The following is a 22939-nucleotide window of genomic DNA, read 5'->3' on the forward strand; positions in this document are numbered from 1 at the left end:
TTCTCAAACTGTTTCAGCAACGCCGAAGCAGAAACAGCAAACGAGTGGCTGAGATCGTTCGCATTCGCATGGAATCAGCTTATCTGAACACTACCTCCTCGAGCGGCTCGACACAAACGGTTTTTGTCGGCTCCCTTCCAAGCGGTGACATCGTGTGGAAACCGCGGGGATACGTCGTCGTCGTCGCGATCGGCTGTAGCCTTCTGTTCGCCGCGATCGTCCATCACGGGGCCGAGATCGGAGCCGTCGAGGGGACGCTCGGTCCCGCACTCGCGCTCGTACTCGACGGCGGGATCGCCCTCGGCGTGGTCTACGCGGGTGTGCGGCTCCGGGAGGCCGGCTTCACCCGGCACGAGGAGGAACGCGTCGCTCGGTGGACCGCGACCGGCACGCTCCTCGCTGCCGCCGCGATCGGCGCGACGCTTCTCGTTCGGGTCGTCGAAGGCCGCCCCCTCGTCGAGCCCGTCTTTCCGCTGTTGGTCGCCGCCGGGTCGGGAGCGCTCGGGGGCGCCATCGCGGGATACCTCGCCGTTCGCCAGGAGGCGGAGGCTCGGCGGGCACACGACGCGACCCGCGCGGTCTCGTTCGTGAACCACCTGCTTCGTCACGACCTCCGGAACGACCTCTCGACGATCCGAGGATACGCGGACCTCGCCGGCTCGACCGACCGCGGTGACGGCGACGACGTCGACCTCGAGCGTGGACGGGCCGGCGAGCACGACTCGCACGGCCCCGACGGACGCGACGCCGCCGCGGTGATCGCGTCCAAGGCCGACGAGGGACTCGACCGCCTGGAGACGACGAGCGCCGTCGCCGACGCGCTCCTCGGCGACTCGGACCTCCATCGGGTCGACCTCGCGGCCGTCACCCGGGAGATACTCGAGGGGCTCACGGAGCGCGCCGACGTGGCCGTCGACGCCGACCTCGTCGAGGAGGCACCGGTCACGGCGAACGACGGTCTCCGCTCCGTCGTCGACAACCTCGTCGAGAACGCCGTCGAACACGCGGGCGGCGACGCAACCCTCCGGATCTCCGTCCGCGACGGCGACGGAACGGTCACGCTGTCGATCGACGACGACGGGCCGGGGATCCCGCCCGAGCGGCGGTCCGCGCTGTTCGGCGGCGACCGCGAGACGACCGCCGCGAACGACGGCTCCGAGGGTGGCGGGCTGTTCATCGTCGGCAGCCTCGTCGAGGAGTACGGCGGGACGATCTCGATCGAGGAGAGCGACCTCGGCGGGACGCGGTTCGAGGTGCGGCTTCCGCGGGCGGACGACGACGGATCGGCGGCCGGGGGAGCGTCGACTCGAGGTCCCGATCGAGGGTTCATCGACCGGGAACCGGCGGCGGACTCGGCCGCCTCCGACAGCTAGAACCCGACTGCATCCGTCGTCGGTGACGCATGGACCTCCCGCGGATCCGCCGCGTCTGGAAGCGCGTATTCGCGCTCGCCTGGCCGGTGATGGCCGAGCAGACGTTCCGGACCGCGATGCGGACGACCGACGTCGTCGTCAGCGCGCTCTTCTCGCCGGCCGCGGTGGTCGCGATCGGCCTCGCGGACCTGTACGCGCGGTTCCCCCTTCGGATCGGGTTGGGGCTCGGCGGCGGCGCGATCGCGCTCTCCTCACAGGACACCGGGGCAGGGGAGACGACGATCCGCGACGAGGCGATCACGCAGGCGGTCCTGCTCGGGGCGCTCGCGGGGCTCCCCTTCGTCCTCTTCGGGCTGTTCCTCGGCGAGGCGGCGATCGACGTCTTCGGTCGGCTGATCGGCCGCGAGACGCCGTCCGAGGTCGTCGCCCTCGGCTCGGCGTACCTCGCCATCGTCTTCGCGACGGCCCCGGCGAGACACGTCGCGCTCGTGGCCGCGCGGGCGCTCCAGGGCACCGGCGACACGCGAACGCCGATGTACGTGAACGTGCTCGCGAACTCCGTCAACATCGTCGGGTCGGCGGTCCTCGGCCTCGGGCTGTTCGGGCTCCCCCGCCTGGAGATCGTCGGCGTCGGGCTCGCGACCGCGACCGCGAACGTCCTCACGGCTGGACTCCTCTGTGCCGCGATCCTGGGCCCCTGGACCGACGCCGCGTTCGTCCGCCCTCGGGACCTCACGATCGCGAGACAGCTCCTCCGGGTGAGCGCCCCGCGGGTGGCCGAGGGGTTCAGCTCCGAGGCCGCGGAGTTCCCGTTCAACGCCCTGCTCTTGGGCTTCGGGGAGGCGGTCAACGCCGGCTTCCAGATCGGCCGCCGCGTCTACCAGCAGGTGACGGGACCGCTCTCCCGCGGCTACAACGTCGCCGCCTCGGTCCTGGTCGGGCAGGCGCTCGGCGCGGGCGACCCGGACGAGGCCCGCTTCGAGGGGTGGGCGGTCGCGGGGCTCGCCCTCGTCTCCGTCGGATCGATCGGCCTCGCCCTCGTCGCGCTCGCGCCCCGGGTCGTTCGCCTCTTCACCTCCGACCCGGCGACCGTCGAGTACGCCGTCGACTTCGCCGGAGTGTACGGCCTCGCGGGCGGCGCGCTCGCCTGTTTCTCGTCGCTGTCGGGCGCGCTTCAGGGCGCGAGCGAGACCCGGATCCCGTTCGCGGCGCGGCTCACGGGCATGTTCGGGCTCTTCCTCGGCGCCTCCTGGGCGTTGAGCCGGACGGCGGGACTCGGCCCGCCGGGCGCGTACGTCGGGGTGTTCCTCGCGTACTGCTGGATGGCGCTCGTCGTCGCGCTCGGCTTCCGGCACTCGGGATGGGTCGCGCGGGCCGCCGGGATGATGGCGGAACGCGGCAGCGGCGAGGAGGCGGCCGCCGGCAACGACGATCAGGCGTAGCCGTCGACCATGTTCTCGACGTACTTCGCGATCACGTCGACCTCCAGGTGGACCGGGTCGCCCACGGACTTCTCCGAGAGCGTCGTCAGGTCGTAGGTCGTCGGAATGATCGCCACGTCGAACTCCCGCTCCCGTTTCTCGGCGACCGTGAGCGAGATCCCGTCGAGCGTCACGGAGCCCTTGTCGACGAGGTAGCGGCCGTGTCCGTCCGGGATTGAGAAGGTGAACCGCCAGTCCTCGCCGACCCGCTCGATCCCGGTGACCTCCGCGACCGTGTCGACGTGACCCTGGACGACGTGGCCGTCGAACCGCCCGTCGGCGGGCATCGCGCGCTCGACGTTGACCGCGTCGCCCTCGTGGAGGTCGCCGAGGTACGTCTTCGCGACCGTCTCCGCGGCGAGGAACACCTCGAACCAGGCGTCGTCGACTGCTTCGGGTTCCTCGGCGATCCCATGTTTCTCGACGGTGAGACAGACCCCGCTGACGCTTATCGACTGACCGTGGGCGAGGTTCTCGAACCCCTCGACGCCGTCGACGCCGATCCGCAGTCGGAGGCCGTCGGCCGTCTCGGTCCGCGTCCGGACGGTCCCGGTCCCCTCGACGATGCCGGTGAACATACGCGGAGTGAGAGCGGGCGACGGATAGCCGTTCTGGGTTCGTAGCTACTCCACCGTCACGCTCTTCGCGAGGTTGCGCGGCCGGTCGATCGGCCGGCCCTTCTCGTCGGCGACGTGGTAGGCGAACAGCTGCCAGTAGACGTTCGCGACGAGGGGCTCCAGCGCGCCCGTCTCGGGCACCGGGAGGTCGACGTCGACGTAGCCGTCGCCGAGCGACGTCTCGCCGTCGCCGTCGGTTCCCGTCGCCCCGATCACCGGCGCGCCGCGCGCCTGGACCTCCTTGACGTTGTTCAGCGTCTCGTGTGGCCGGGAGCCGTCGGTCAGAAGCGCGAGAACCGGCGTCTCCTCCGTCACGAGCGCGAGCGGCCCGTGTTTCAGCTCGCCGGCCGCGAAGCCCTCCGCGTGGTCGTAGGAGATCTCCTTGAGCTTCAACGCGCCCTCCAGCGCGACCGGGTAGCCGAGCTTCCGCCCGACGAAGAAGAACGCGTCCGAGTCGGCGTACTCGCGGGCGACCTCCCGAACGCGGTCCTCGCGGTCGAGGACGGCCTGGACCGCGTTCGGGAGCTTGCGGACCGACTCGAGCAGCTCCCGGGCCCGTCCGTACGACAGCGACCCGCGGGCGCGGCCGACGTGGACCGCGAGCAGCGTCAGCGTCGCCACCTGCGAGGCGAACGTCTTCGTCGCCGCCACGCCGATCTCCGGACCGGCGCGGATGAACACGCTGTCGTCGGTCTCGCGGACGATCGTGCTCCCGAGCGTGTTGGTGACCGCGAGCGTCCGCGCGCCGGCGCGTTTCGCCCGACGGATCGCGGAGAGGGTGTCGGCGGTCTCGCCGCTCTGGGTCACCGCGACCACGAGCGTGCGCCAGGGGTCGCGCCCGCCGTCGAACTCGTACTCGCTCGCGACCTCCACCGTCGTCCGGACGTCGACGACCGACTCGAGCAGCTCCGCGGCGTACCGACCCGCGTAGTTGGAGGTGCCGCAGGCGACCACCTGGATCTCCTCGATGGAGTCGACGTACTCCGCGGGGAGGTCGACGTCGATGTCGACGGTGCCGGCGTCGGCGTCGATCCGCCCCGAGATCGTCTGTCTGAGCGCCCGCGGCTGCTCGTGGATCTCCTTGAGCATGTAGTGGTCGTAGCCGCTCTTCTCGGCGGCGTCGGCCTCGTACTCGAGCCGTTCGACCGGCGGATCGATCGCCTCGCCGTCGCGGTACAGCGTCAGACCGTCGTCGCCGATCACGGCGAAGTCGCCGTCCTCGATGTACGTCACGTCGCGGGTGTGCTCGAGGAAGGCGGTCACGTCGCTGGCGAGGAACGTCCCGTCGTCGCCGTGGCCGACCACGAGCGGGCTGTCGCGGCGGGTCGCGTACAGCTCGTCGACGCCGGCGATCGTCACGACGACCGCGTAGGTCCCCTCGAGCCGGTCGACGGCGGCCTCGACGGCCGCCCGCGGCTCCGCGCCCGCGTCGAGTTCCGCCTCGATCAGGTGCGGGACGACCTCGGTGTCGGTGTCGCTCGTGAACTCGTGGTCGGCGAGCTCCCCGCGAAGCGCGTCGTAGTTCTCGATGATCCCGTTGTGGACGACCGCGACACGCCCCGTACAGTCCGTGTGCGGGTGGGCGTTCCCGTCGGTCGGCGGACCGTGCGTCGACCACCGCGTGTGGCCGATCCCCCGCGTGTGGTCGGTCGACTCGGGGAGGACCCCCTGGAGCTCGCTCACTTCGCCCGACTTCTTGTACACCGAGAGCGCGTCGTCGGTGAGCGCGACGCCCGCGGAGTCGTACCCGCGGTACTCCAGGTTCGAGAGGCCAGCGGAGAGGATCGGGAGCGCGGGGCGACCGCCGACGTAGCCGATGATCCCACACATGTTACCCCCTCCGTACCGTCACGCCGTCCTCGATCCTCCCGCTCACCGACGCCCCGTCGCCGACGACCGCGTCGTTGCCGAGGACGGTCCCGGGCACGAGCGCCGCCGCCCCGCCCACGGCCGCGTCGTCGCCGACGACCCCGCCGAGTCGCACTCCCTCGTGGAGCTCGCCCGCGACGGCGACGGTCGCGGTCCCGCCCCTGACCGTGGCGTTCGCGCCGACCCTCGCGCCCGCGCCGACGACACAGTCCCGGACCACCGCCCCGGCCTCCACGGTCGCGTCGGGGAAGACGACGGAGCGCTCGACGGTCGCGTTCGGCCCGATCCGCGCGTTCGCGCCGAGGGTCGTCCCCGCGCCGACGACCGCGTTCCGTCCGACGGACGCGGTGGGGGCGACGACACAGCGGTCGTCGACGCCCGCGCCGGGCGCGAGCGTCCCCTCGACGGTCCCGCCGTCGCGGTCGAGCACGTCGTCGGTGACCGCGAGCAGGTCCCAGAGGTACGAGACGTCGTGCCAGCCGCCGACGTACCTGACGGCGCGGACGCCGCCCTCGTCGATGAGCCGCTCGACCGTGTCGGGAAGCTCGTACTCGCCGTCGTCGGACGCCTCGGTGTCGCGGATAGCGTCGAACACCGCGGGGGTGAACGCGTACACGCCCGCGTTGATGACGTCCGAGTCGGCCCGCCGCCGCGGTTTCTCGACGATCGTCTCGACGAACCCGTCGCGGACGGTCACCACCCCGTAGGCCCGCGGGCGGTCGCTCCGGGTCACCGCCATCGCGGCCGCGGCGTCGCCGTCCGCCAGCGCGTCGCGGACGTCGGCGACCGCGGAGGGCTCGACGATCCGGTCGCCGTTCAACACGAGGAACGGCCCGTCGACGTGCGGCTCCGCCTGCGCGACCGCGTGAGCGGTGCCGAGCCGCTTCTCCTGGACCACGTACCGGATCGAGACGTCCCAGTCGTCGCCGTCGCCGAAGTGGGTCTGGATGCGCTCGCGTTCGTAGCCCACGACGAGGGCCACCTCGTCGACGCCGGCCGCGCTCGCGGCCTCGATCACGTACTCGAGGAGGGGCCTGTTGGCGACCGGCATCATCGGCTTCGGCCGCCGGTTCGTCAGCGGGCTCAGTCGTCGACCCGCCCCGGCGGCGAGCACGACGGCGGTCGTCGGTCGGTCGGACATGTCGGAGGGGAAACGTCCGATCGACTTGAAGGGTGGTGGTCGCCCGCCCGCCGTGGTGACCGCGGGACGCGTCCTGTATCCTTATCCCGGCCGAGGTGGTACGGGGACCGATGAGTTTCGGGCTGTTCGACATGATCGGGCTGGCGGCGTCGCTGGCGTTCGCGCTGCCGCTCGCGAACTACGCGATCGTTCGCCTCCTCGCCGGCGAGACCGCTCTCGGCGGCGGGCTGCTCGTCGTCGCCGTCGCGATGGTCGTGTTGCCGCAGTACTTCCTCGATCCCGCGCGGATCTTCCGGGGGCTCGTCCGCGGGCTCCTCCCGCGACAGCTCCGCGGTGACGACGCGGAGTCGGAAACCGACCGCGACGCCGTCGAGAAGTAGCTCCGTCGACCGGAGGTCCGGACGCTCAGTTCCGCCGGCGCGCGAGGAGCGCGGTCCCGAGGAGCGCGAGCGCGGCCACGACGACGCCGAAGCCGGGGACGCTCGTGTCGGTGCCGTCGTCGCCGTCGTCCGCGCTTCCGGTGCCGTCGTCACTCTCGCCGCCGTCGGTTCCGCTCTCACCGTCCTCGACGCCGATCGACTCGTCGGCGACGAGGACGGCGTGCTCGCTCTCGCCGTCGAGCCCGTCGTTCCCGCGGACCGTCAGCGTCGCCCGGTCGCCGTGGCTCGCCCGGCTCAGGTCGAACGTCGCGGTCGTCTCGCCGTCCTCGACGGTCGTCTCCTCGGTCAGGATGTACGCCGGGCTCGCGTCCGCGGCGGACCGCATCCGGAGGGTGACGCTCTCGCCGTCCGCGAGGTCGACCGGGACCGTCACGTCCGTCTCGGCCGGCTCGACCACCACGTCGGCCGCCTCGACGTCGGATTCGGTGACGACGGGCGAATCGTTCGAACCGTCCGTCGATCCGTCGTCGTCGGAGTCGCTCCCGTCGTCACTCGACGCGGGCTCGACCATCAGGCTCCCGACGTCGGCCGTTCCCTCGTCGTCGACGGCGACCTCGACGTCGTAGTTCCCGGGCGCGATGGGCTCGTCGAGGTCGGTTTCGCTCTCGACGGAGACCGCGGCGTCGCCCTCGGCGGTCAGGGACGCGCCGTCGCCGTCCGTCGCGGCGTGGTCGAGGACGAGCGACGTGACGCCGTCGTCGTCCGGCGTCACCGTCGCGCGGAGTTCGTATCCGCTCGCGGACTCGTCGCCGACCACGATCGAGAACTCGTCGACGCCGTCCGTCTCGACGCCGATGACGGCGGTGCCGCCCTCGGTCACGGTGACGAGGTCCGCGTCGAGGTCGGCCGTGCCGTCCGCGGCGGCGGTTCCCGCGAACGCGGTTCCGACGAGCGCGGCTCCGACCACCGCGAGCGCGGCCACGAGAACGGTGGCCGCGGCCGGAAGCAGTTTTCTCACGATTCGTCCGCTCGATCCGGTCTCGTCGGCCGTGGAGGGCTGTCTCGGCATACACGTCGGCGATCGGACGGGGACGATATAGGGACGCCGGAGACTCAAACGACCGTCGTAGCTATGGCGAGATGGCGGGCGACCGCGCTACCGGTCCCCGGCGGACCGCTCGCGGTCGACCGGGACCGTGCCGAACGGGTACGCCGTGAGGAGCTCGTACCCGTCCTCGCGTACGACGACGACGTCCCCCAGCCGGACGCCGCCGGTCGCGGGGTCGTACACGCCGGGCTCGACGGCGAGGACGTGGCCGGGACGGAGGTCAGACCCGCCCGGCAGCGACGGCGGCTCCGAGCGGGACAGCCCGACCCCGTGGCCGGCGTCGTGGGTGAACCCGGGTTCTCCGGGCGACGCGTTCGGATCGAAGCCGTACGCGGCCAGCTCGGCGGCGGCCTCCCCGTGGACGGTCGTCGCGGGAGCCCCCGGCTCCACCTCCGCGAGCGCGGCCTCGAGGGCCGCCTCGACGGCGACGTACGCCCGGCGTTCCCAGCCGCCGTCGCCGTCGACGACGAACGTACGCGTGAGCGCGCCGTGGTAGCCGTCCGGCCCGCGTGGCGCGAGATCGATCACGACCGTCTCGCCCGCCCGGATCCCGGCGTTTCGGTCGAGGGCGGCGGGACCGCCGGGTCCTCCCCAGCGAGGGGAATCGGCGGCATCCCGTCCCGCGGCGATCCTCGTGTTTCCGGCGTCGCGTACGCCCCGTGCGGCGAGCGTCGCGTTCACCGCCCGCCGGAGCCGCTCGATCGTGAGCGGCTCGTCCTCGAAACGGAGGACGGGTCGCCCGTCCTCCTCGCTCCCGGAACCTCCCGGTTCCATCGACCCGCCGGCCGGGTCGCTCCGAGACGAGTCGCTCCGGGCGAGCATCGTCTCTGCGCGCGCCATTCCGGCCGCGGCGGCGCGCTGTGCCCGCCGGATCCGGTCCACCTCGTCCGAGGTCTTGACCGCCCGCGAGTCGGTGACGATCGGCGTCGACGCGGGATCGTAGCCCGCCCGCTCGAGGTAGACGGCCGCGTCGTGGGGGACGGATCGCGGGACGAGGACGCGGCGATCGTCGACGGCGTCGCCGCTCCCGTGCTCGTCGAGGACCGCCGCGGCACGGACGCCGACCGGGACGCCGGCGCGGTCGGTCCGAACCGTCCGGAGGACGCCGTCGTGAAAGGCGGCGTCCGTGTGCGGCGCGTCGATCCTGGCGGCGTCGACGAACCCGCGTTCGGCCGCCTCGCCGGCGGACGCGGGCGCGAGGAGGGTCGCCCGCGCCGCCGACGATCCGGACTCGGCGATCACGACGACGCCGTACGTCCCGTCAGGCTCGCCGACGCGCGTCAGATAGCGGAGGTCGGCGTCGAGGCGGTCGCCGACCGCGACGAACCCGGCCGCGTCCGCCTCCGCGACCGCCCCGACGACGGGGGAGAGGTCGGTTCGGAGCGGCCCGAGTTCGGGATCGTCGCCGCCCCGATCCGGGTCGTTCGGACGACCGTCTCCGTCGCCGCCGTGGCCCGGAGCGGCAGAGCGCTCGTCCCCGCCGCTCACGGCTCGGGTTCGGGAACCGCCACCTCGTCCTGGACCTCCTCGATGAGCTCCTGTGGCGGCTCGTCGCGGAGCTCGTTGAACAGCAGGACGCTGATCGGGAGCGTCGGCGCGCCGCCGATGAGGCTCTCCATGATCACGAGCCGCTCGCGGGCACGGGACATCCCGACGTAGAACACCCGTCGCTCGTTGTCGGTGAGCACCGGGACGGGGCTCGTGGTCTTCGTGAACTCGTCGACCCCGTCGACGTCGGTCGGATCGTCGATGGAGGCCGCCATCTGCTCGACCACCTTCTCCGTCAGGTCCGTCGCGACGAACACGTGGTCGGCCTCGCGGCCCTTCGCGGAGTGGATGGTGCCGACGCGGACCCGGTCGGGCTCGACCTCCTGATAGTCGCCCGAGAAGTACGCCCCCATCGACTTCCGCTGGAAGCTCGTCACCTTCCGGACCATGTCGTCGGCGCTCGCGGCGTCCGGCATGAACGGGACCCGGTCGCGTACCTCGTCGGGAGCCACCTCGATCAGCGAGATGTCGTCGGCGTCGGCGGCCTCCTCGCGGTCGTCGACGAAGTCGTAGAACTCCTCGCGGTCGTGCGTGCCGAACGCCGACTCCTGAAGCATGTCCGCCAGCCGGCGCGCTTCGAGCAGCGTGATCGGCTCGTCGTCGTCGAGCTTCTCGATTGCGGAGACGTAGTCCTGGACGCGGTCGGTCCACATCCGTCCGTCAGTCAACATCGTGAAGGGGATGCCGTGATCGATGAAGTCGTCGATGAAGTCGAACATCTGGTAGCGCGCGCGGAACAGACACATCACGCTGCCCTCGTCGTCCTCGACGGTGTACCGGACGTTCCGGACGAGTTCGAGCATCGACGGCGACTCGATCGCCTCGACGCTGCCGCCCTCCTTTCGCGGGTGGAGGTCCTTCTCCTGACGCTTGTCGATGTGGCGTATCTCGGCGTTGACGACGTTGAGGATCTCCGAGGGGAGCCGGTAGGAGTTCGGGAGGATCACGTCCTCGTCGACGTCGGTCTCCAAGAGGAGGTCGGGGTCCGCACCCTGCCACGCGTAGACCACCTGGTCGTCGTCGCCGGCGATGAGTACCTTCTCCATGTGGGGTTTCCACTCCTCGAAGACGCCGTACTGGAGGGTCGTGATGTCCTGGAACTCGTCGATGACCAGGTAGTCGACGTTGGGCACGAGCGAACGCTGAGCCACGCGTTCGAGCATGTCGGCGAAGCCGACGAGCCCGTGTTCGCCCTTGTAGGCCCGCCACGCGCGGATCGTCTCCGGGATGTCGATCCGGTCGTCGTCGGAGGGCCACGTCGGGGTGTACTTGTTCCCCTGCTGGGCGTTGGGGTCCTCCTCGGGCGGGAGCCTGACCTCCTCGACGTTCCACTGGAAGGGAACGTCGTACCAGTCGGCCACGTCGCGCTCGGTGCGCTGGAGCCACTGGGAGGTGGCGATGATCTTGTTGCCGATGGTCGTCGACCGCGCCGTTCGGCGGCCCGCCCCGCCGTGTTGGTCCTCGAACTCGATGCCGTACTCCTCACAGAACTCCTCCTTGTCGCTCTCGCCGACGACGTCGCCCCGCGAGAGGTCGAGCAGCTCGTACGCCTTCGCGTGCATCGTACAGACGTTCCCCTGGAGGCTCCGCGGGGAGACGTCGAGGCGCTCGGCGAGCCGTTCGCGGATCTCGGCGGCGGCCGCGCGGGTGTAGGAGACGACGAGCACGTCGCGGACCTCGGCTCCGTCGTCCTCGAGGATCCCTTCGACGCGGTCGAGGAGGGCGGTGGTCTTCCCGCTCCCGGGGCCGCCGAACAGTCGCGTTACCGTGGGGTCGTTCATTACCGACTACTGATCGCGGCTCTCCTTAAACGCCGTGGCTCGGTGACGGGTCGTTCGGGCCGTCTACGCCCCCTGTCGGAGTGGAGGCAGAACCGTCAGGACGAGCGTTGGATGGAGGGTCGAGCCGGCGAACGGAAGGGCCGGTCGGTGGATGGAGGGGTTAGTTGGTTGCGAGGGTCGGTCGGTTGGGTGGGCTGGTTGGTGGAGGGTTTCGGTCGGTTGGGAGGGCCGGTTGGTGGAGGGTTTCGGTCGGTTGGGTGGGCGGGTTGGTGGAGGCTCGATCGGTGGCGGGCGGATCGACGGGACGTCAGTTGCTTCGGGTCGCGCGCGCTTCCCGCACGTCGGCACCGTCACGAACCAGGTCCTCACAGCCCGGACACACGCGAGGACGGTCCACGTCGTTCGGCGTGAACACCCGGACGTAGTCGGTCGTAACGAACGAACCGCAGTTCTGGCAGGTCGGCATACGCCCCACTAGCTAATCGTTATATATAATACTGCCGCCCGGATCGGGCGGAAAGAAAACCGCTAACCGGTCGATCGGTGCCGTCGGCGTCAGGTCGGCCGCCAGTCGCAGACGGAGCAGCTGTCGGTTCCCTCGGGATGGAGCGCACCACACTCGGGGCACTGAAGCTTGTTATACGATCGCTCCCAGCGTACGATCTCCGTCTCGTGGCCCCGGTCGGACAGGAACTCGTCGAACACGTCGTCGTTCGTGCTGGGTGCGCTAGACATTGCATGACAACGTATGCCACGGCAGCATAAGTATCTTTCCGTGATTTCGGATCCGGCCGTTCCTCGGATCGGATCCGACCGATCGGTCAGGGACACCCGAGACGGAACGACGATCCGTACTTTTTTGTCCCGTTCCCGCCCACGCACGGGTGTCATGTCCACGGTCCTCGCGAGCGCCCTCCCCGAGAAGCCGGTGCTCAGCGCCGACGGCAGGAGACTCGGTACCGTCCGTAACCTCACCATCGATCCACGGTCGGGAGACTTCGAGACGCTCCTCGTCGATCCCGTCGTGGACGCCGCCGACCGCGGCGAGGTGACCCGCGGCGAGACGATCCGCAGCGACACGAACGAAAACGACGGCGTGAGCCGGAACGACGGTGCGACTCGGAACGACGATGCTACCACACACGACGCCGAGATCGCACACGACGACGAGACGATCCGGATCCCCGGCGACGCCGTCACCGCGGTGGGCGATCAGGTGATCGTCGACCTCTCGACCGATCGACCCCGATAGCGACCCGGGAAGTCGTCTCGAGCCGGAACGCGTCCCAGTGCCGGTCCGTCGAAGCACATCCGGCCGGGACTCGCCCCTCACCAGGGCTCGTTCTTCAGCCCGAGCGCGTAGGCGGCGACGTTCGTCACCACGTGGAGGACGGGCGTCATCACGACCACGACGGCGAGAACGGGAAGCGTGAAGACGGCGGTCGTCCAGCCGGGTGCGACGAGGAGGGCGGAGAGGAGCGCGCCGACGACGAAGTCGAGCTGGTCGAGCCCGGGAAACGACGCCCCGCGTTCCCGTCCGGAGCGCCGCTTGAGGAAGGACGCGCCGATGTCGCCGATCATCGCGCCGAACGCCAGCCCCAGCGCCGCCCGGAGCTCGAACGTGGGGAGGTCCACGCCGAGCGCCGCGCTCGTGGGGTCGACGACGGCGTTGAGCGCGAGCGCCACGACGACGCCGACCGCCGTGCCGACGGCGGTCCCCCGCCACGTCTTCCCGTCGCCGAGCAGGCGCGCACCCCGCCACTCCCGGCCGCCGTCGATGGGCCGGCCGCCGCCGGCGAGTACCGCGGCGTTGTTCGGCACGTACGCTGGCACCATCGCCCAGAACGCGGTCGCGACGAGGGAACCGACCATGCCGGCATCACGCCCGTCCGCGTGATATAAACCGCGGATCCGACGGGGGACCGAAGCGCGAGGTCGCCGCCACGTCCGCGGGTCGGCCGGTGACAACGCTCAAGTCGGGGGGAACCCACCTCCGGGTATGATCCCCCCGATCGCGCGCCGGTTCGTCGCCGGCGAGAGCGTCCCCGAGGCGCTCGAGCACGCACGGGAACGCAACGAGGAGGGCATCGCCGTCATCCTGAACCTGCTCGGAGAGCACTACGACGACCCCGCGGACGCCCGGGCCGACGCGGACGCGTACCATCGGCTCCTCGACGATCTGGCCGAGACGGACCTCGACGCGTGTATCTCCGTGAAACCCTCGCAGATCGGACTCGACGTCTCCGCCGACCTCTTCGAGGAGCAGTACCGCGACCTGGTCGCGTACGCTCACGAGCGCGACGCGTTCGTCTGGTGCGACATGGAGGACGCCGACACGACCGACGCCACCCTCGACGCGTTCGAGTCGATCGCCGACGACTACCCCTGGAGCGTCGGCCAGTGCGTCCAGTCGAACCTCAAGCGAACGCGCGAGGACCTCGAACGGCTCGTCGACGTTCCCGGCGTGGTCCGGCTCGTGAAGGGCGCGTACGACGAGCCCGACGCGATCGCCTACACCGACAAGGCCGACGTCGACGAGGCGTACCGCGGCGACATCGAGTTCCTCTTCGAGCGCCGCGATCGGGGAGTCGCCGTCGGCAGCCACGACCCGGAGATGGTCTCGCTCGCCAACCGGCTCGCGACCGAACACGACGTCGACTACGAGATCCAGATGCTGATGGGCGTCCGCGAGGACGCCCAGCGCGACCTCGCGAGACAGGGCGTCGACGTGAAACAGTACGCGCCCTACGGGGACAAGTGGCTCTCGTACTTCTACCGTCGCGTCCGCGAGCGCAAGGAGAACCTGACGTTCGCCGTACGGGCGATCGCCGGGCGGTGAATCGAGCGATCGTCGGCCGGTGAGCCGGTGGCGGGGACCGACGGCTACCCCTCGACGACCGCTGACGGGTGGACCGGGAGGTGGGTGGAAGCCCTTTAAGCGTCGCCGCCGCATAACGGCTCGATAGATGTCCACGTGGAAACGCGACTTCGCCAGCGGGCTCATCGTGTTGGCCCCCCTCCTCGTTCTGCTTCTCGTCATCCGGTGGATCTACCTGCACATCGCGTCGATCCCGCTCATCGACGCGCTCCAGCCCGAAGTCATCCCCGGCCCGCTGGAGCCCGTCTCGCGGGTCGTAATCGCCATTGCGGTCTTCTCGACGCTCGTGCTCGCGGTCGGCTACTTCATGCGGACGACCCTCGGCCGGCTCGCGGAGGCGAAGGTCGACGACGCGATAAACCGGATCCCCGCGCTGCGCGTGGTGTACAACGCATCGAAGCTCGCGGCCGAGACGGCCATCTCGGGCACCGACGAGCTCCAGAACCCGGTGTACCTCGAGACGTGGCCCGGCATCCGGATGACCGCGTTCCGAACGGGCAAGAAGACCCGCGACGGGAAGATCGTCCTCTTCATGCCCACCGCGCCGAACATCACCACCGGCTTCGTCATCGAGGTCGAGCCCGAGCGGGTCGAGGACACCGGCGAGAGCGTCGAGGAGGGCATGACCCGGATCCTCTCTGCGGGCTTCGGCGAGTCCGCCCACCAGATACCCGTCGAGGAGGAGCGCCCGCCAGCCGACGACCGGCCCGAGGACCACCGTCCCGGCGTCGGTCATCCGGGACGAACCGCCAGTGAGCGGTCCGACGGCGGCGAAAACCGATCCGACGATGACGGAGAGCGGTCGGGAGACGACCCACGCCCCGATTAGCGGGTCGTGAGCCGGTCTACAAATACGTGAACCACTCGTCGTGGTCGTCGGTCCGGCGCTCGATGACCTCGAAGAAGGCCTCCTGGAGCTCCTCGGTCACGGGACCGCGGCTGCCGTTTCCGATCTCCGTGTCGTCGACGGAACGGATGGGCGTCACCTCGGCGGCGGAGCCGGTGAAGAACAGCTCGTCGGCGGTGTAGAGCTGTCCGCGGGAGATGACCGCCTCGTCGTGGACGGTGTAGCCGCGCTCCTCGGCCAGGGTGATCACCGTGTCGCGGGTGATGCCCTCCAGGATCGACTGGGCCTGGCCGGTGGTGTAGATCTCGCCGTCGTTCACCATGAAGACGTTCTCGCCGGGACCCTCGGCGACGTTCCCCTCCTTGTTCAAGACGATCGCCTCGACGTAGCCGTTCCGGCGGGCCTCCTCGCCCGCGAGCATCGAGTTGACGTAGAGGCCGGTGGTCTTCACGTTCGTGGGGACCTGCGAGGAGGCGTGTTTCCGCCAGGAGGAGACCATCACGTCGACGCCCTCCTCGAGCGCCTCCTCGCCGAGGTACGTCCCCCACGGCCAGGCGGCGAGCACGAGGTCGGTCGGGCAGTCGCCCGGCGAGACGCCGAGCGACTCGTAGCCGTAGTAGGCGATCGGCCGGATGTAACAGGAGGTGAGGTCCTGCCGGTCGAGGAGTTCGAGCGTCGCCTCCGTGATCTCTTCACGGGAGTGGCCGATGTCCATGTCGTACATCTTCGCGGAGTCGAAGAGGCGGTCGAGGTGCTCCTCGAGCCGGAAGATCGCGGGACCCTGCTCCGTCTCGTACGCGCGGAGCCCCTCGAACACGCCGCTCCCGTAGTGGAGCGCGTGCGTGAGGACGTGGGTCGTCGCGTCCTCCCAGTCGAGGAACTCCCCGTTCTTCCAGATCGTGTCGACGTCCATCTCGTCGAATCCCATACTACCGGACTCGAGACGTCCGGGCTTAAATTTATGACATACCACCCCGCTCCGCCGGATTCGAAGGCGTTCGGGACTCCTTCGGAGTCCGACGCGGGTCGGGAGCTCCCTATCGGAGCGCGTCGACGAGGGCCGCGCCCTCGACGTAGGGGATCCCGCGTCGTTTCGCGTAGGCGGCGGCGTCCTCGGGCGTGAGCGCGTCGCCGGTCTCGTCGTCGAGCATCTCACACACCACGGCGGCGGGCGCGGCGTCGACCGCCGCGGCGAGCGCCAGCCCGAGTTCGGTGTGACCGACGCGGTCGTCGAGTCCCGCGACCGCGCCGCGAAGGACGTGAACGTGGCCGGGCGCGCGGAACGAGGCCGCGAAGTCGTCGGGGGTGTAGCCCTCGGGGTCGTTCGCGGCGGCCGCGGCCGCGTTCGCGATCTCCGTGATCGTCAGCGCGCGGTCCGCGTCCGTGATCCCCGTGAACGTCTCGCGGTGGTTCACCGGCAGCGAGAAGGAGGAACGGTCGTCGTAGGCGGGGTCGTCGTTGACTGCGGGGTGATCGAGCGCGTCCGCGAGGAACGGGAGCCCGAACGCGTCGGCGACCGTGTCGTCGACGGCGACGCAGATCAGTCCGCCGGCGTCGTTTCGCATGTGTGCCACGGCGGCCGCGTCCACGGCGCCCGCGGGATAGACGATGTCCGTCTCGCCCTCGCGGTCCGCGAAGTCGTGGACGCAGACCGGGTCGCCGGCGCGGAACGCCGAAAGCGCGCGGTCGACCGACGCGGTCGCGTCCGCGTCGCCCGCCGTGACCGGCGCGTCGGCCGGGTCGGGCTCGGAGCCCTCGGCGTCGGCGCGCATCAGGCCACCTCCCCGAGCGCCTCGTCGGGAGCGTCCGGCGCGTCCGCCCGCGAGGTCGCCTCGACGCGGACCTCGACCGAGTCGCCGTCCGCGAGATCGAGTTCCGCCCGGAGCTCGTCGGGGGCGATCACCTCGAGCTTGTCGTCGTCGTGGTGGGTCCGGTCGGGGACGATCGCGTGGGCGTCCTCGTACCGCCCGCCGTCGGCGACGAGCGTGACGGCGTAGCACGCGGCCGCGCCGTAGGTTCGGTCCTCGTCCTCCCAGGCGTCGATCGGGACGGCGTCGATCCCCACGATCTCGCCGCGCCGACGGACGCTCTCCTCGTCGAGTTCGAGGTTGAGCGTCCCCGGGAACGGCTCGTAGCCCAGCCGGGAGGCGAACTGCTCCGCGTACCCCGGCAGGGTGATGTAGTGGCGGCCCTCGCCCATGCCGCCGGTGACGCTCCCGCGGAGGACGAGTTCGACGTCGCGCTCGAAGAGCCGGCGGTAGTCGGCGTACTCGCCGCGCAGCGCGGCCTCGCCCGCGTCGGTGACCCGGACCCACTGGCCGTCGCCGACGACGTCGCGTTCGAGCACCCCCGCGGATTCGAGCGTCTGGAGGCGTCTGGAGGCGGTCTGCGTCGATGCGCCGAGGCGGTCGCCGAGCGCCGCACACGACACCTTCGTCTCCGTCAACCCGCCAGCGAGCGCGACGTGTTTCAACGCCGCCATCGCCGCCGGGTCGGGAGTCGCCGCCGTCGCTTCTGACATACCCCGATCGAGGACCTCCGCACGCAAAAGCATAACGAATATGCGATGGATCTCAAAATCGTTACGTGAGTGGGATCCCGCGACGCGATCCCGCCGTTTCGGATCGAACTCGGGCCGGTGGCCACCTAAGGGCGTCGGTCACGGCGGTCGGCTCGGCGGGTGTGAACCCCTCGCGCGCGGATCGGCGAAAAGTAAGGTACAAGTACGGACGGGGACTGGTTTCGGGTGCGGGCTCGTAGATCAGCGGCAGATCGCTTCCTTCGCAAGGAAGAGGCCCGGGGTTCAAATCCCCGCGAGTCCATGTTTTCGCGCCGCGAGCAATCTCGCGAGCGGCGCGACACTGTAACGAGCGGGGATTTGAACCCTACCAGTCGCGCGCAGCGAGCGGAGCGAGCGAGCACGTCTGGTTTCGGTTCAAAATCCCCGCGAGTCCACTCACTTCGTTCGTTCACTCGCTTGGTCCCGTTCGCTCCGCTCACGGGACCCCCGCGAGTCCATCCGGGTTTTACTCGACTCCTCAGGACCGAAGGGTCGTCTCTCGTCGGTTTCGGTTCAACGTATCTATACACGATCCCGATCCCGTTGAGAGAGTTCACCGCGAATCCCGTCGCACTGATCCGTGGTGAAACGAACGGGACGCCCGGCTCGGGGTGGCGATGGGGAACTTGGCGGGCGAGTCGTGGTTGAAGCTACTCACCCAGCTCGACGTCGATCGCGACCGCAACACGAGCGCGATCTCGTCCGGAGACGTTGATCGGTGGGCTCAGATCGACCCTGGGGGGTCGGCCGCGTGTTAGGGGTGTGGCTCACAGATTCTAAGGTACCGCCCCGTTTTGGCGAGAACGACTGTCTATCGTTAAAATAATATCACTCAACTCCGCTCAGAGTTAGCGATCACAGAAATGACTAAAATATAGTAGAGAATACAGAATATATGCCCCAACTACGAGAATTCATCTATCTTGATAATGAGCGATTGAATAACAATCTCTCATCACTTGGAAAAGGAATTCCTGCGGAGATTACCCACGCATCAGAGAATCAAACTGAAAAATCTGGAGAAGCAGGAGGGAACCTCTTGGGAATCCAGGCTGGCGGTCAGTATGGTGATCTCAGTCGAAAACAAGTAGAAACAAGGTTAGACATAACTGCTCCATATCGATTTCAAGATTTACTCGATGAACTGGAAGACATAGATATTGACATATATACAAATCCAGATGTGAGACGGCTGAATCGGGGCGATGTAGTCAAAATTGAAGCAGAAGTATATCCAATGTCAATTTTCAAAATTCAAATTGCTGTAGAGGCCTTTCAAACACTTGCTAACGATAACCTCAAGAATTCGTTACAAACACTAAATCAAGAAGCACCATATCAGGAACAAGAGATCAATGAGATGGAGGCATTATCTACGATGGTAAAGGAGTTCTTAGGATCTAAAATGCCTCTTCGATTGGAGACCGACGAAGAAGTTTATTGTACATCATTAAAACAGAACGGAATGAGAACACCAGCAAGAAGAGCCTTTCTTGAGAACACAAATTTTACTGTTTTTGGTAGAGTAAATCGATGTATCCCAAGAAACGATAGGTGGGATCCAATTGATGCGATGAATATTGCTTCGCGTTTTCTTCCAGAAGGTGAAGATTCAGTTGAGAATTTCCGAGACGATGTTAGAAACGTGTCTAACAAATTGAATATTTCGATGGGAAATGAAGATTTCTTTGTAAAAGGACGCACTGCTGTGATCGATCCTATTGCCGTATATTGGTGAAACTAATCTTACAATCGGAGCTTTGATTCGAGTATCTGCGCCTCCCACGAATGACTCCGATAGTGCGTCTCGCCCGGGTTTGTCCAGTTAGAGACCTCCAGATCCCGAGGGCGAACCGTCCGCGAAGACACGACCGTAACCTTCCGTCCCTCCGTCCGGTACCACCCGAGCGCCCGCCGTCAGCGTCCACCAGCGTCTCGTGTTGGTCCTCCCAGAGCTTGAACGTCGGTCGGACGTCGTTGGTCATCGAGCCCGTCACGTCCCACGGGCGGCCCTTCTCGTCGATCGCGTCGAACGTGAGCCCGTCCACCATCGGATAATCGAGCTCGAGCGGATACTTTTTCGCCGCCCACTTCTCGACGAGGTTTCCGTATCGACCGACGATCGCCGGGTCGTAGCTCATGTCGATCCTCGTTTGGGTTGCGATTGGAGATCTCGTCGGCGACGCGGATCGATCAAGGAGGCGGACGCACACACTCAACGCGTCGGGGAGCGCGCGTACCTCGTGCGGTTCCCCGAGGACGGGGAAGTCCCCTCGTTGATCGAACTCGTGGGGCGAGCGTGAAACCCGCCGGAAGGGGGATCTCGGACCGACCCCGTGGGTTCGGACCTGGATGTATCGCCGAACCGCGATCTATGTACTTCGGTGGTCCTCGAGGACTGTCGAAGTACATAGAAATCGGTTGTGTTGTGGGTGGCCGTCGTCGCGATCGTGGTCGAGCAGTTCGCACTACTTCAACACGGACCGGTTCAGTCAGCCGAGATCGGCGGGATCGCGACCCCGGTACATACAGCGTGGTATAAATGAGCCGCCGAACCAGTCTCAAGATCACTGACGAACGAGAGCGACAGTTGGAAAAGGCGAGCGAGATCGTGGCGAATGGTCCCGACGATGATCCCCCGATGAGCGTGGTGATTGATGCTGCGCTTGCGCATCTGATTCAGTCCAATAGGAACATGGGTGACGCCCGTGATGAATTAGATCCCGTGACAATCCAACGGTTCAATACCGATGTTATCAGGTTGCGGTACCGGACGCGAATCGAAAGTCGGTGGCGGTCTTAGAATCGGACCGTTTCGTATCCAGTAGCTCACTAATACATCAATTATCGGACTTCAATAACAGAATAGGACTGAAATTAGAGACGCTTACTATGCGAAGAGATCGGTATCGGTGTCGTACTGGAGATCGTTGACATCAAACGTACGATCTAAAAGGATCGAGTCGCTTGGGGTATGGATCAATCTAACACGAATTTCGCCGATAGCGGTGGTATCTCCACCGAAAGAGTCAGTTTCGACACTATCTCCGACAGATAGACGCTGATCAATCACGCCGTCAGAACTAGTGTCATTTCCAGTATCATCAACAATTACTCTAACCGTGTCTGACTCAAGAGAGTCACCACCGGTGTGCTCAATACTAACTGTGGCTGAGTTAGCAGCACTGTCTTCGTTAACATCGACACTTAATTGAGCCGTCGGCTGACTGTCTCCGAGCGAGTCCCCGAGCCCGAGCACGAACGTCCCGATGACGGCGGCCAGGATGACGGTAATAGCGACCATGAGTATGACCCCTATAACAGGACTCACGGCGCGGTCGTCTGAGTTGAACAGGTTGCTTGGTTTCATGATTGAACCCAGCTGGGGCCGACGGGCGCGATCCCGGGAATCCCCCTGAGGCGCGTCGGTCGGGTTGCTGGCTATTTGAAAGGAAGGACGTTCCGTATATATACTTGATGTCCTGAATCTCAGTCTTGAATATTAGTTCGGTACGTTCAAACGCGAACCGATTGGATCACTGTACATGTCCCCCACGGCCCGGGCCCTCGCGCGGACCTACAGCGATCGTGAGTACGCGGACCCGTGGGAGAAGGTCCTCGACTACCGACGCGTTCGTGAGTACGCCGCCGACCACCCCAAACACGGCCGGACGCGCGTCGGGAACGCCCTCGAGCTCCCGCCGAGCCGCGTCCGTGCGTGGATCAACGGCGGGATGCCCGACCCCGTCCGCGGCATCCAGGCCGCCATCGCTCACGGGTGGATCGACCCCGATCCCGACGGCGAGACGGCGGCAGGGCTCGTCGAGTTGCTCGCGCACGTCCTCGCGGGCGGGAGCATCGCCGCCGACACGTTCGTTCCCGCCGTGGCTACCGCCCGCCGCGTCGATCTCGACGGGATCCGGGAGGCGTTCGATCGCGTCGGCGTCGGGACGATCGTCCGTAACGACGACGCGGACGGACGGGCCACCGAGGTCGTCCCCGCCACCGACGCGTCGGTCCTCGGTCGGTGTCTCGTCACGATGGGGGCTCCGGCCGGCGAGAAGGTCGGTCTCGAAAGCTTCCCCGCGGTCGTGAGGGACGTTCCGGGGGAGGTGCGGGAGTCGTTCGCCCGGGTCTACGTCGCTCATCGGGCGGCCGAATATCCGGAAAAGCGGACCATGGTGATCCAGGAGGACCGATCGGAGGCGTATCTGCGTGGGTTGCGGGAGCTACTGGCGGACGTGACCGGGAAGACGGTGACCGTGGGGAACGGGACCGTCACGATCTCGGCGGATGCAGTCCGCGCGCTCGCTGCCGCGTAGCGATTCGAGTTCGACGGCGGTAAGTCGCCGGCGAGGTACGCCCGACCCCGGTCGTCCGTGAGTCACGGTAAGACTTTACGAACGCCACCCCGATCGGTCCGCATGACCGAACGCACGCCGACCGACGTCTCCGACGACATCCGGTACGGGGGAAAGGCGATCGACGACCCGGCGTGGATCCCGGAGTTCCTGGCCGATCAGGAGGCCGGCGTGCTCGGGCTGGTCGACGACGACACGCCGCACCTCGTGACGCAGCTCTTCGTCTACGACCCCGAGGCGGGCGCGATCTACCTCCACGGCGCACAGGCCGGGCGGGCGCACGACCTCGTCGAGGACGGCGACGAGCCGAACGCGACCTTCACGACGAGCGAGAAGGGTCGGTACGTCCCGGCCGACGAGCCGGTGAACTTCACCGTGGAGTACTCGAGCGTCGTCGCCTACGGGACCGTCGATTTCGTCGCGGAGCGACCGGAGAAACGACGCGTCCTCCAACGGTTCATGGGGAAGTTCGCGCCCCAGTTGACGCCGGGCGAGGACTACGAGGAGATGGCGACGGAGTCCATCGATCGAACGGCCGTCTACCGCCTCGATGTCGACTCGTGGAGCGGCAAGGAGGGCTGGAAGGAGCCCGACCACCCGGACGCCTACGATCTGGACGGGGTCGAGCGGGACGACGGGGGATCGGACGACGACTGATCGGCCGCGAACCTCAGTGCCCGCCGGACGCCAGATGGAGCCCGACGATGCCGACGACGATCAGCCCGATACACCCGGCGCGGGCGAGCGTGGCCGGCTCGTCGAAGAGGACGACGCCGAGCGACGCGGTGCCGACGGCCCCGATGCCCGTCCACACCGCGTAGGCCGTGCCCACGGGGAGGTCCTCGACGGCTCGGGCCAGGAGCACCATGCTGATCACGATGGCGACGGCGGTCCCGAGCGTGGGGACCGGCTTCGAGAACCCCTCGGAGTACTGGAGCCCGATCGCCCACCCGATCTCGAACAATCCGGCGAGGATCAGGAGGTACCACGACATG

The 22939-nt window shown here is 67.8% G+C and carries 25 protein-coding genes, 1 tRNA gene and 1 pseudogene; 12 read left to right on the plus strand and 15 right to left on the minus strand.

All coding sequences use genetic code 11. The annotated features are described in order from the left end of the window. The 3 genes and pseudogenes from EAO78_RS08160 to EAO78_RS08170 form a co-directional block, all read left to right on the plus strand. Positions 1 to 87, plus strand: a pseudogene (locus EAO78_RS08160) (IS6 family transposase); the annotation flags it as partial. 65 nt (positions 88 to 152) lie between these two features. Beyond that, a complete protein-coding gene (locus EAO78_RS08165; RefSeq protein WP_162498057.1) occupies positions 153 to 1373 on the plus strand; it encodes an ATP-binding protein in 1221 nt (406 codons plus the stop codon). A gap of 29 nt (positions 1374 to 1402) precedes the next feature. Next, positions 1403 to 2815 (plus strand): MATE family efflux transporter, encoded by a 1413-nt coding sequence (locus EAO78_RS08170; RefSeq protein ID WP_122105365.1) that lies wholly within the window; start codon positions 1403 to 1405, stop codon positions 2813 to 2815. Here EAO78_RS08170 and EAO78_RS08175 read toward each other — a convergent pair. The 3 genes from EAO78_RS08175 to EAO78_RS08185 are packed head-to-tail and all read right to left on the minus strand — an operon-like array spanning position 2806 to position 6481. Next, complete coding sequence (locus EAO78_RS08175; RefSeq protein ID WP_122105366.1) at positions 2806 to 3432, minus strand: riboflavin synthase; 627 nt, start codon at positions 3430 to 3432, stop codon at positions 2806 to 2808. The two genes, EAO78_RS08170 and EAO78_RS08175, sit on opposite strands and share 10 nt — an antisense overlap. 45 nt (positions 3433 to 3477) lie before the next feature. Next, complete coding sequence (gene glmS, locus EAO78_RS08180; RefSeq protein ID WP_122105367.1) at positions 3478 to 5301, minus strand: glutamine--fructose-6-phosphate transaminase (isomerizing); 1824 nt, start codon at positions 5299 to 5301, stop codon at positions 3478 to 3480. A gap of 1 nt (position 5302) precedes the next feature. Continuing rightward, positions 5303 to 6481: a sugar phosphate nucleotidyltransferase gene (locus tag EAO78_RS08185; RefSeq protein WP_122105368.1), complete on the minus strand. Its 1179-nt coding sequence runs from the start codon at positions 6479 to 6481 to the stop codon at positions 5303 to 5305. A gap of 110 nt (positions 6482 to 6591) precedes the next feature. On the opposite strand from EAO78_RS08185, the gene EAO78_RS08190 reads away from it, so the two are divergent. Beyond that, the gene (locus EAO78_RS08190; RefSeq protein WP_122105369.1) at positions 6592 to 6861 is read left to right on the plus strand and encodes a DUF7533 family protein; all 270 of its coding nucleotides are present in this window, start codon (positions 6592 to 6594) and stop codon (positions 6859 to 6861) included. Between the two features lie 25 nt (positions 6862 to 6886). Here the strand turns inward: EAO78_RS08190 and EAO78_RS08195 are convergent, their stop codons facing one another. The 5 genes from EAO78_RS08195 to EAO78_RS08210 all read right to left on the minus strand — a co-directional run bounded on the left by EAO78_RS08195 (position 6887) and on the right by EAO78_RS08210 (position 12033). Beyond that, positions 6887 to 7930, minus strand: coding sequence for a BGTF surface domain-containing protein (locus tag EAO78_RS08195; RefSeq protein ID WP_122105370.1), 1044 nt, complete (start codon positions 7928 to 7930; stop codon positions 6887 to 6889). A gap of 87 nt (positions 7931 to 8017) precedes the next feature. Then, positions 8018 to 9457 (minus strand): M24 family metallopeptidase, encoded by a 1440-nt coding sequence (locus EAO78_RS08200; RefSeq protein WP_122105371.1) that lies wholly within the window; start codon positions 9455 to 9457, stop codon positions 8018 to 8020. Continuing rightward, a complete protein-coding gene (locus EAO78_RS08205) occupies positions 9454 to 11298 on the minus strand; it encodes a UvrD-helicase domain-containing protein (protein ID WP_122105372.1) in 1845 nt (614 codons plus the stop codon). Before EAO78_RS08205 ends, EAO78_RS08200 begins: the two co-directional genes overlap by 4 nt. Before the next feature lie 307 nt (positions 11299 to 11605). Further along, the gene (locus EAO78_RS18145; protein WP_188127902.1) at positions 11606 to 11764 is read right to left on the minus strand and encodes a DUF7563 family protein; all 159 of its coding nucleotides are present in this window, start codon (positions 11762 to 11764) and stop codon (positions 11606 to 11608) included. A gap of 89 nt (positions 11765 to 11853) precedes the next feature. Continuing rightward, complete coding sequence (locus EAO78_RS08210; protein ID WP_112079158.1) at positions 11854 to 12033, minus strand: HVO_0416 family zinc finger protein; 180 nt, start codon at positions 12031 to 12033, stop codon at positions 11854 to 11856. 154 nt (positions 12034 to 12187) lie between these two features. Between EAO78_RS08210 and EAO78_RS08215 the strand changes: the two genes are divergently transcribed. Continuing rightward, a complete protein-coding gene (locus EAO78_RS08215) occupies positions 12188 to 12550 on the plus strand; it encodes a PRC-barrel domain-containing protein (RefSeq protein ID WP_203227853.1) in 363 nt (120 codons plus the stop codon). Positions 12551 to 12627: 77 nt separating this feature from the next. On the opposite strand, the gene EAO78_RS08220 is transcribed toward EAO78_RS08215, so the two are convergent. Continuing rightward, positions 12628 to 13170: a CDP-2,3-bis-(O-geranylgeranyl)-sn-glycerol synthase gene (locus EAO78_RS08220; protein ID WP_122105374.1), complete on the minus strand. Its 543-nt coding sequence runs from the start codon at positions 13168 to 13170 to the stop codon at positions 12628 to 12630. A 127-nt stretch (positions 13171 to 13297) separates the two neighbouring features. On the opposite strand from EAO78_RS08220, the gene EAO78_RS08225 reads away from it, so the two are divergent. Both EAO78_RS08225 and EAO78_RS08230 read left to right on the plus strand, forming a co-directional pair. Further along, entirely contained in the window at positions 13298 to 14137 is an 840-nt protein-coding gene (locus EAO78_RS08225) for a proline dehydrogenase family protein (protein ID WP_122105375.1), read from the plus strand. Positions 14138 to 14264: 127 nt separating this feature from the next. Beyond that, the gene (locus tag EAO78_RS08230; RefSeq protein ID WP_122105376.1) at positions 14265 to 15005 is read left to right on the plus strand and encodes a DUF502 domain-containing protein; all 741 of its coding nucleotides are present in this window, start codon (positions 14265 to 14267) and stop codon (positions 15003 to 15005) included. A 16-nt stretch (positions 15006 to 15021) separates the two neighbouring features. On the opposite strand, the gene EAO78_RS08235 is transcribed toward EAO78_RS08230, so the two are convergent. The 3 genes from EAO78_RS08235 to EAO78_RS08245 form a co-directional block, all read right to left on the minus strand. Next, entirely contained in the window at positions 15022 to 15951 is a 930-nt protein-coding gene (locus tag EAO78_RS08235; protein ID WP_122105377.1) for a branched-chain amino acid transaminase, read from the minus strand. Positions 15952 to 16060: 109 nt separating this feature from the next. Then, entirely contained in the window at positions 16061 to 16795 is a 735-nt protein-coding gene (ribB, locus tag EAO78_RS08240; RefSeq protein WP_122105378.1) for a 3,4-dihydroxy-2-butanone-4-phosphate synthase, read from the minus strand. Further along, positions 16795 to 17544 carry a DUF120 domain-containing protein gene (locus EAO78_RS08245; RefSeq protein WP_122105379.1) on the minus strand — a complete coding sequence of 250 codons (750 nt, stop codon included), beginning with the start codon at positions 17542 to 17544 and terminating at the stop codon, positions 16795 to 16797. The genes ribB and EAO78_RS08245 overlap by 1 nt, the downstream gene beginning before the upstream one ends. Before the next feature lie 229 nt (positions 17545 to 17773). Here EAO78_RS08245 and EAO78_RS08250 point away from each other — a divergent pair. Together EAO78_RS08250 and EAO78_RS17680 are read left to right on the plus strand one after the other, a co-directional pair. After that, positions 17774 to 17845 (plus strand) — tRNA-Ala (locus EAO78_RS08250). Positions 17846 to 18478: 633 nt separating this feature from the next. Beyond that, positions 18479 to 19321 carry a DUF6414 family protein gene (locus tag EAO78_RS17680; protein ID WP_136516493.1) on the plus strand — a complete coding sequence of 281 codons (843 nt, stop codon included), beginning with the start codon at positions 18479 to 18481 and terminating at the stop codon, positions 19319 to 19321. Here EAO78_RS17680 and EAO78_RS08255 read toward each other — a convergent pair. Continuing rightward, positions 19302 to 19724: a hypothetical protein gene (locus EAO78_RS08255; RefSeq protein WP_238987648.1), complete on the minus strand. Its 423-nt coding sequence runs from the start codon at positions 19722 to 19724 to the stop codon at positions 19302 to 19304. The genes EAO78_RS17680 and EAO78_RS08255 overlap by 20 nt on opposite strands. 401 nt (positions 19725 to 20125) lie before the next feature. Here EAO78_RS08255 and EAO78_RS18725 point away from each other — a divergent pair, with 401 nt between their 5' ends. Beyond that, positions 20126 to 20386, plus strand: coding sequence for a DUF7386 family protein (locus EAO78_RS18725; protein ID WP_122105380.1), 261 nt, complete (start codon positions 20126 to 20128; stop codon positions 20384 to 20386). Positions 20387 to 20473: 87 nt separating this feature from the next. Here EAO78_RS18725 and EAO78_RS08265 read toward each other — a convergent pair whose 3' ends face one another. Beyond that, positions 20474 to 20953 (minus strand): type IV pilin domain-containing protein, encoded by a 480-nt coding sequence (locus EAO78_RS08265; protein WP_122105381.1) that lies wholly within the window; start codon positions 20951 to 20953, stop codon positions 20474 to 20476. 175 nt (positions 20954 to 21128) lie between these two features. On the opposite strand from EAO78_RS08265, the gene EAO78_RS08270 reads away from it, so the two are divergent. Together EAO78_RS08270 and EAO78_RS08275 are read left to right on the plus strand one after the other, a co-directional pair. Continuing rightward, positions 21129 to 21905, plus strand: coding sequence for a hypothetical protein (locus EAO78_RS08270; RefSeq protein WP_122105382.1), 777 nt, complete (start codon positions 21129 to 21131; stop codon positions 21903 to 21905). A 102-nt stretch (positions 21906 to 22007) separates the two neighbouring features. Next, entirely contained in the window at positions 22008 to 22601 is a 594-nt protein-coding gene (locus EAO78_RS08275; protein WP_122105383.1) for a pyridoxamine 5'-phosphate oxidase family protein, read from the plus strand. A gap of 13 nt (positions 22602 to 22614) precedes the next feature. Here EAO78_RS08275 and sugE read toward each other — a convergent pair whose 3' ends face one another. Then, entirely contained in the window at positions 22615 to 22938 is a 324-nt protein-coding gene (gene sugE / locus EAO78_RS08280; RefSeq protein ID WP_122105556.1) for a quaternary ammonium compound efflux SMR transporter SugE, read from the minus strand. Position 22939: the final 1 nt, after the last annotated feature.

This window comes from Halobellus captivus (assembly GCF_003697845.1).
Lineage (GTDB): Archaea > Halobacteriota > Halobacteria > Halobacteriales > Haloferacaceae > Halorubrum > Halorubrum glutamatedens.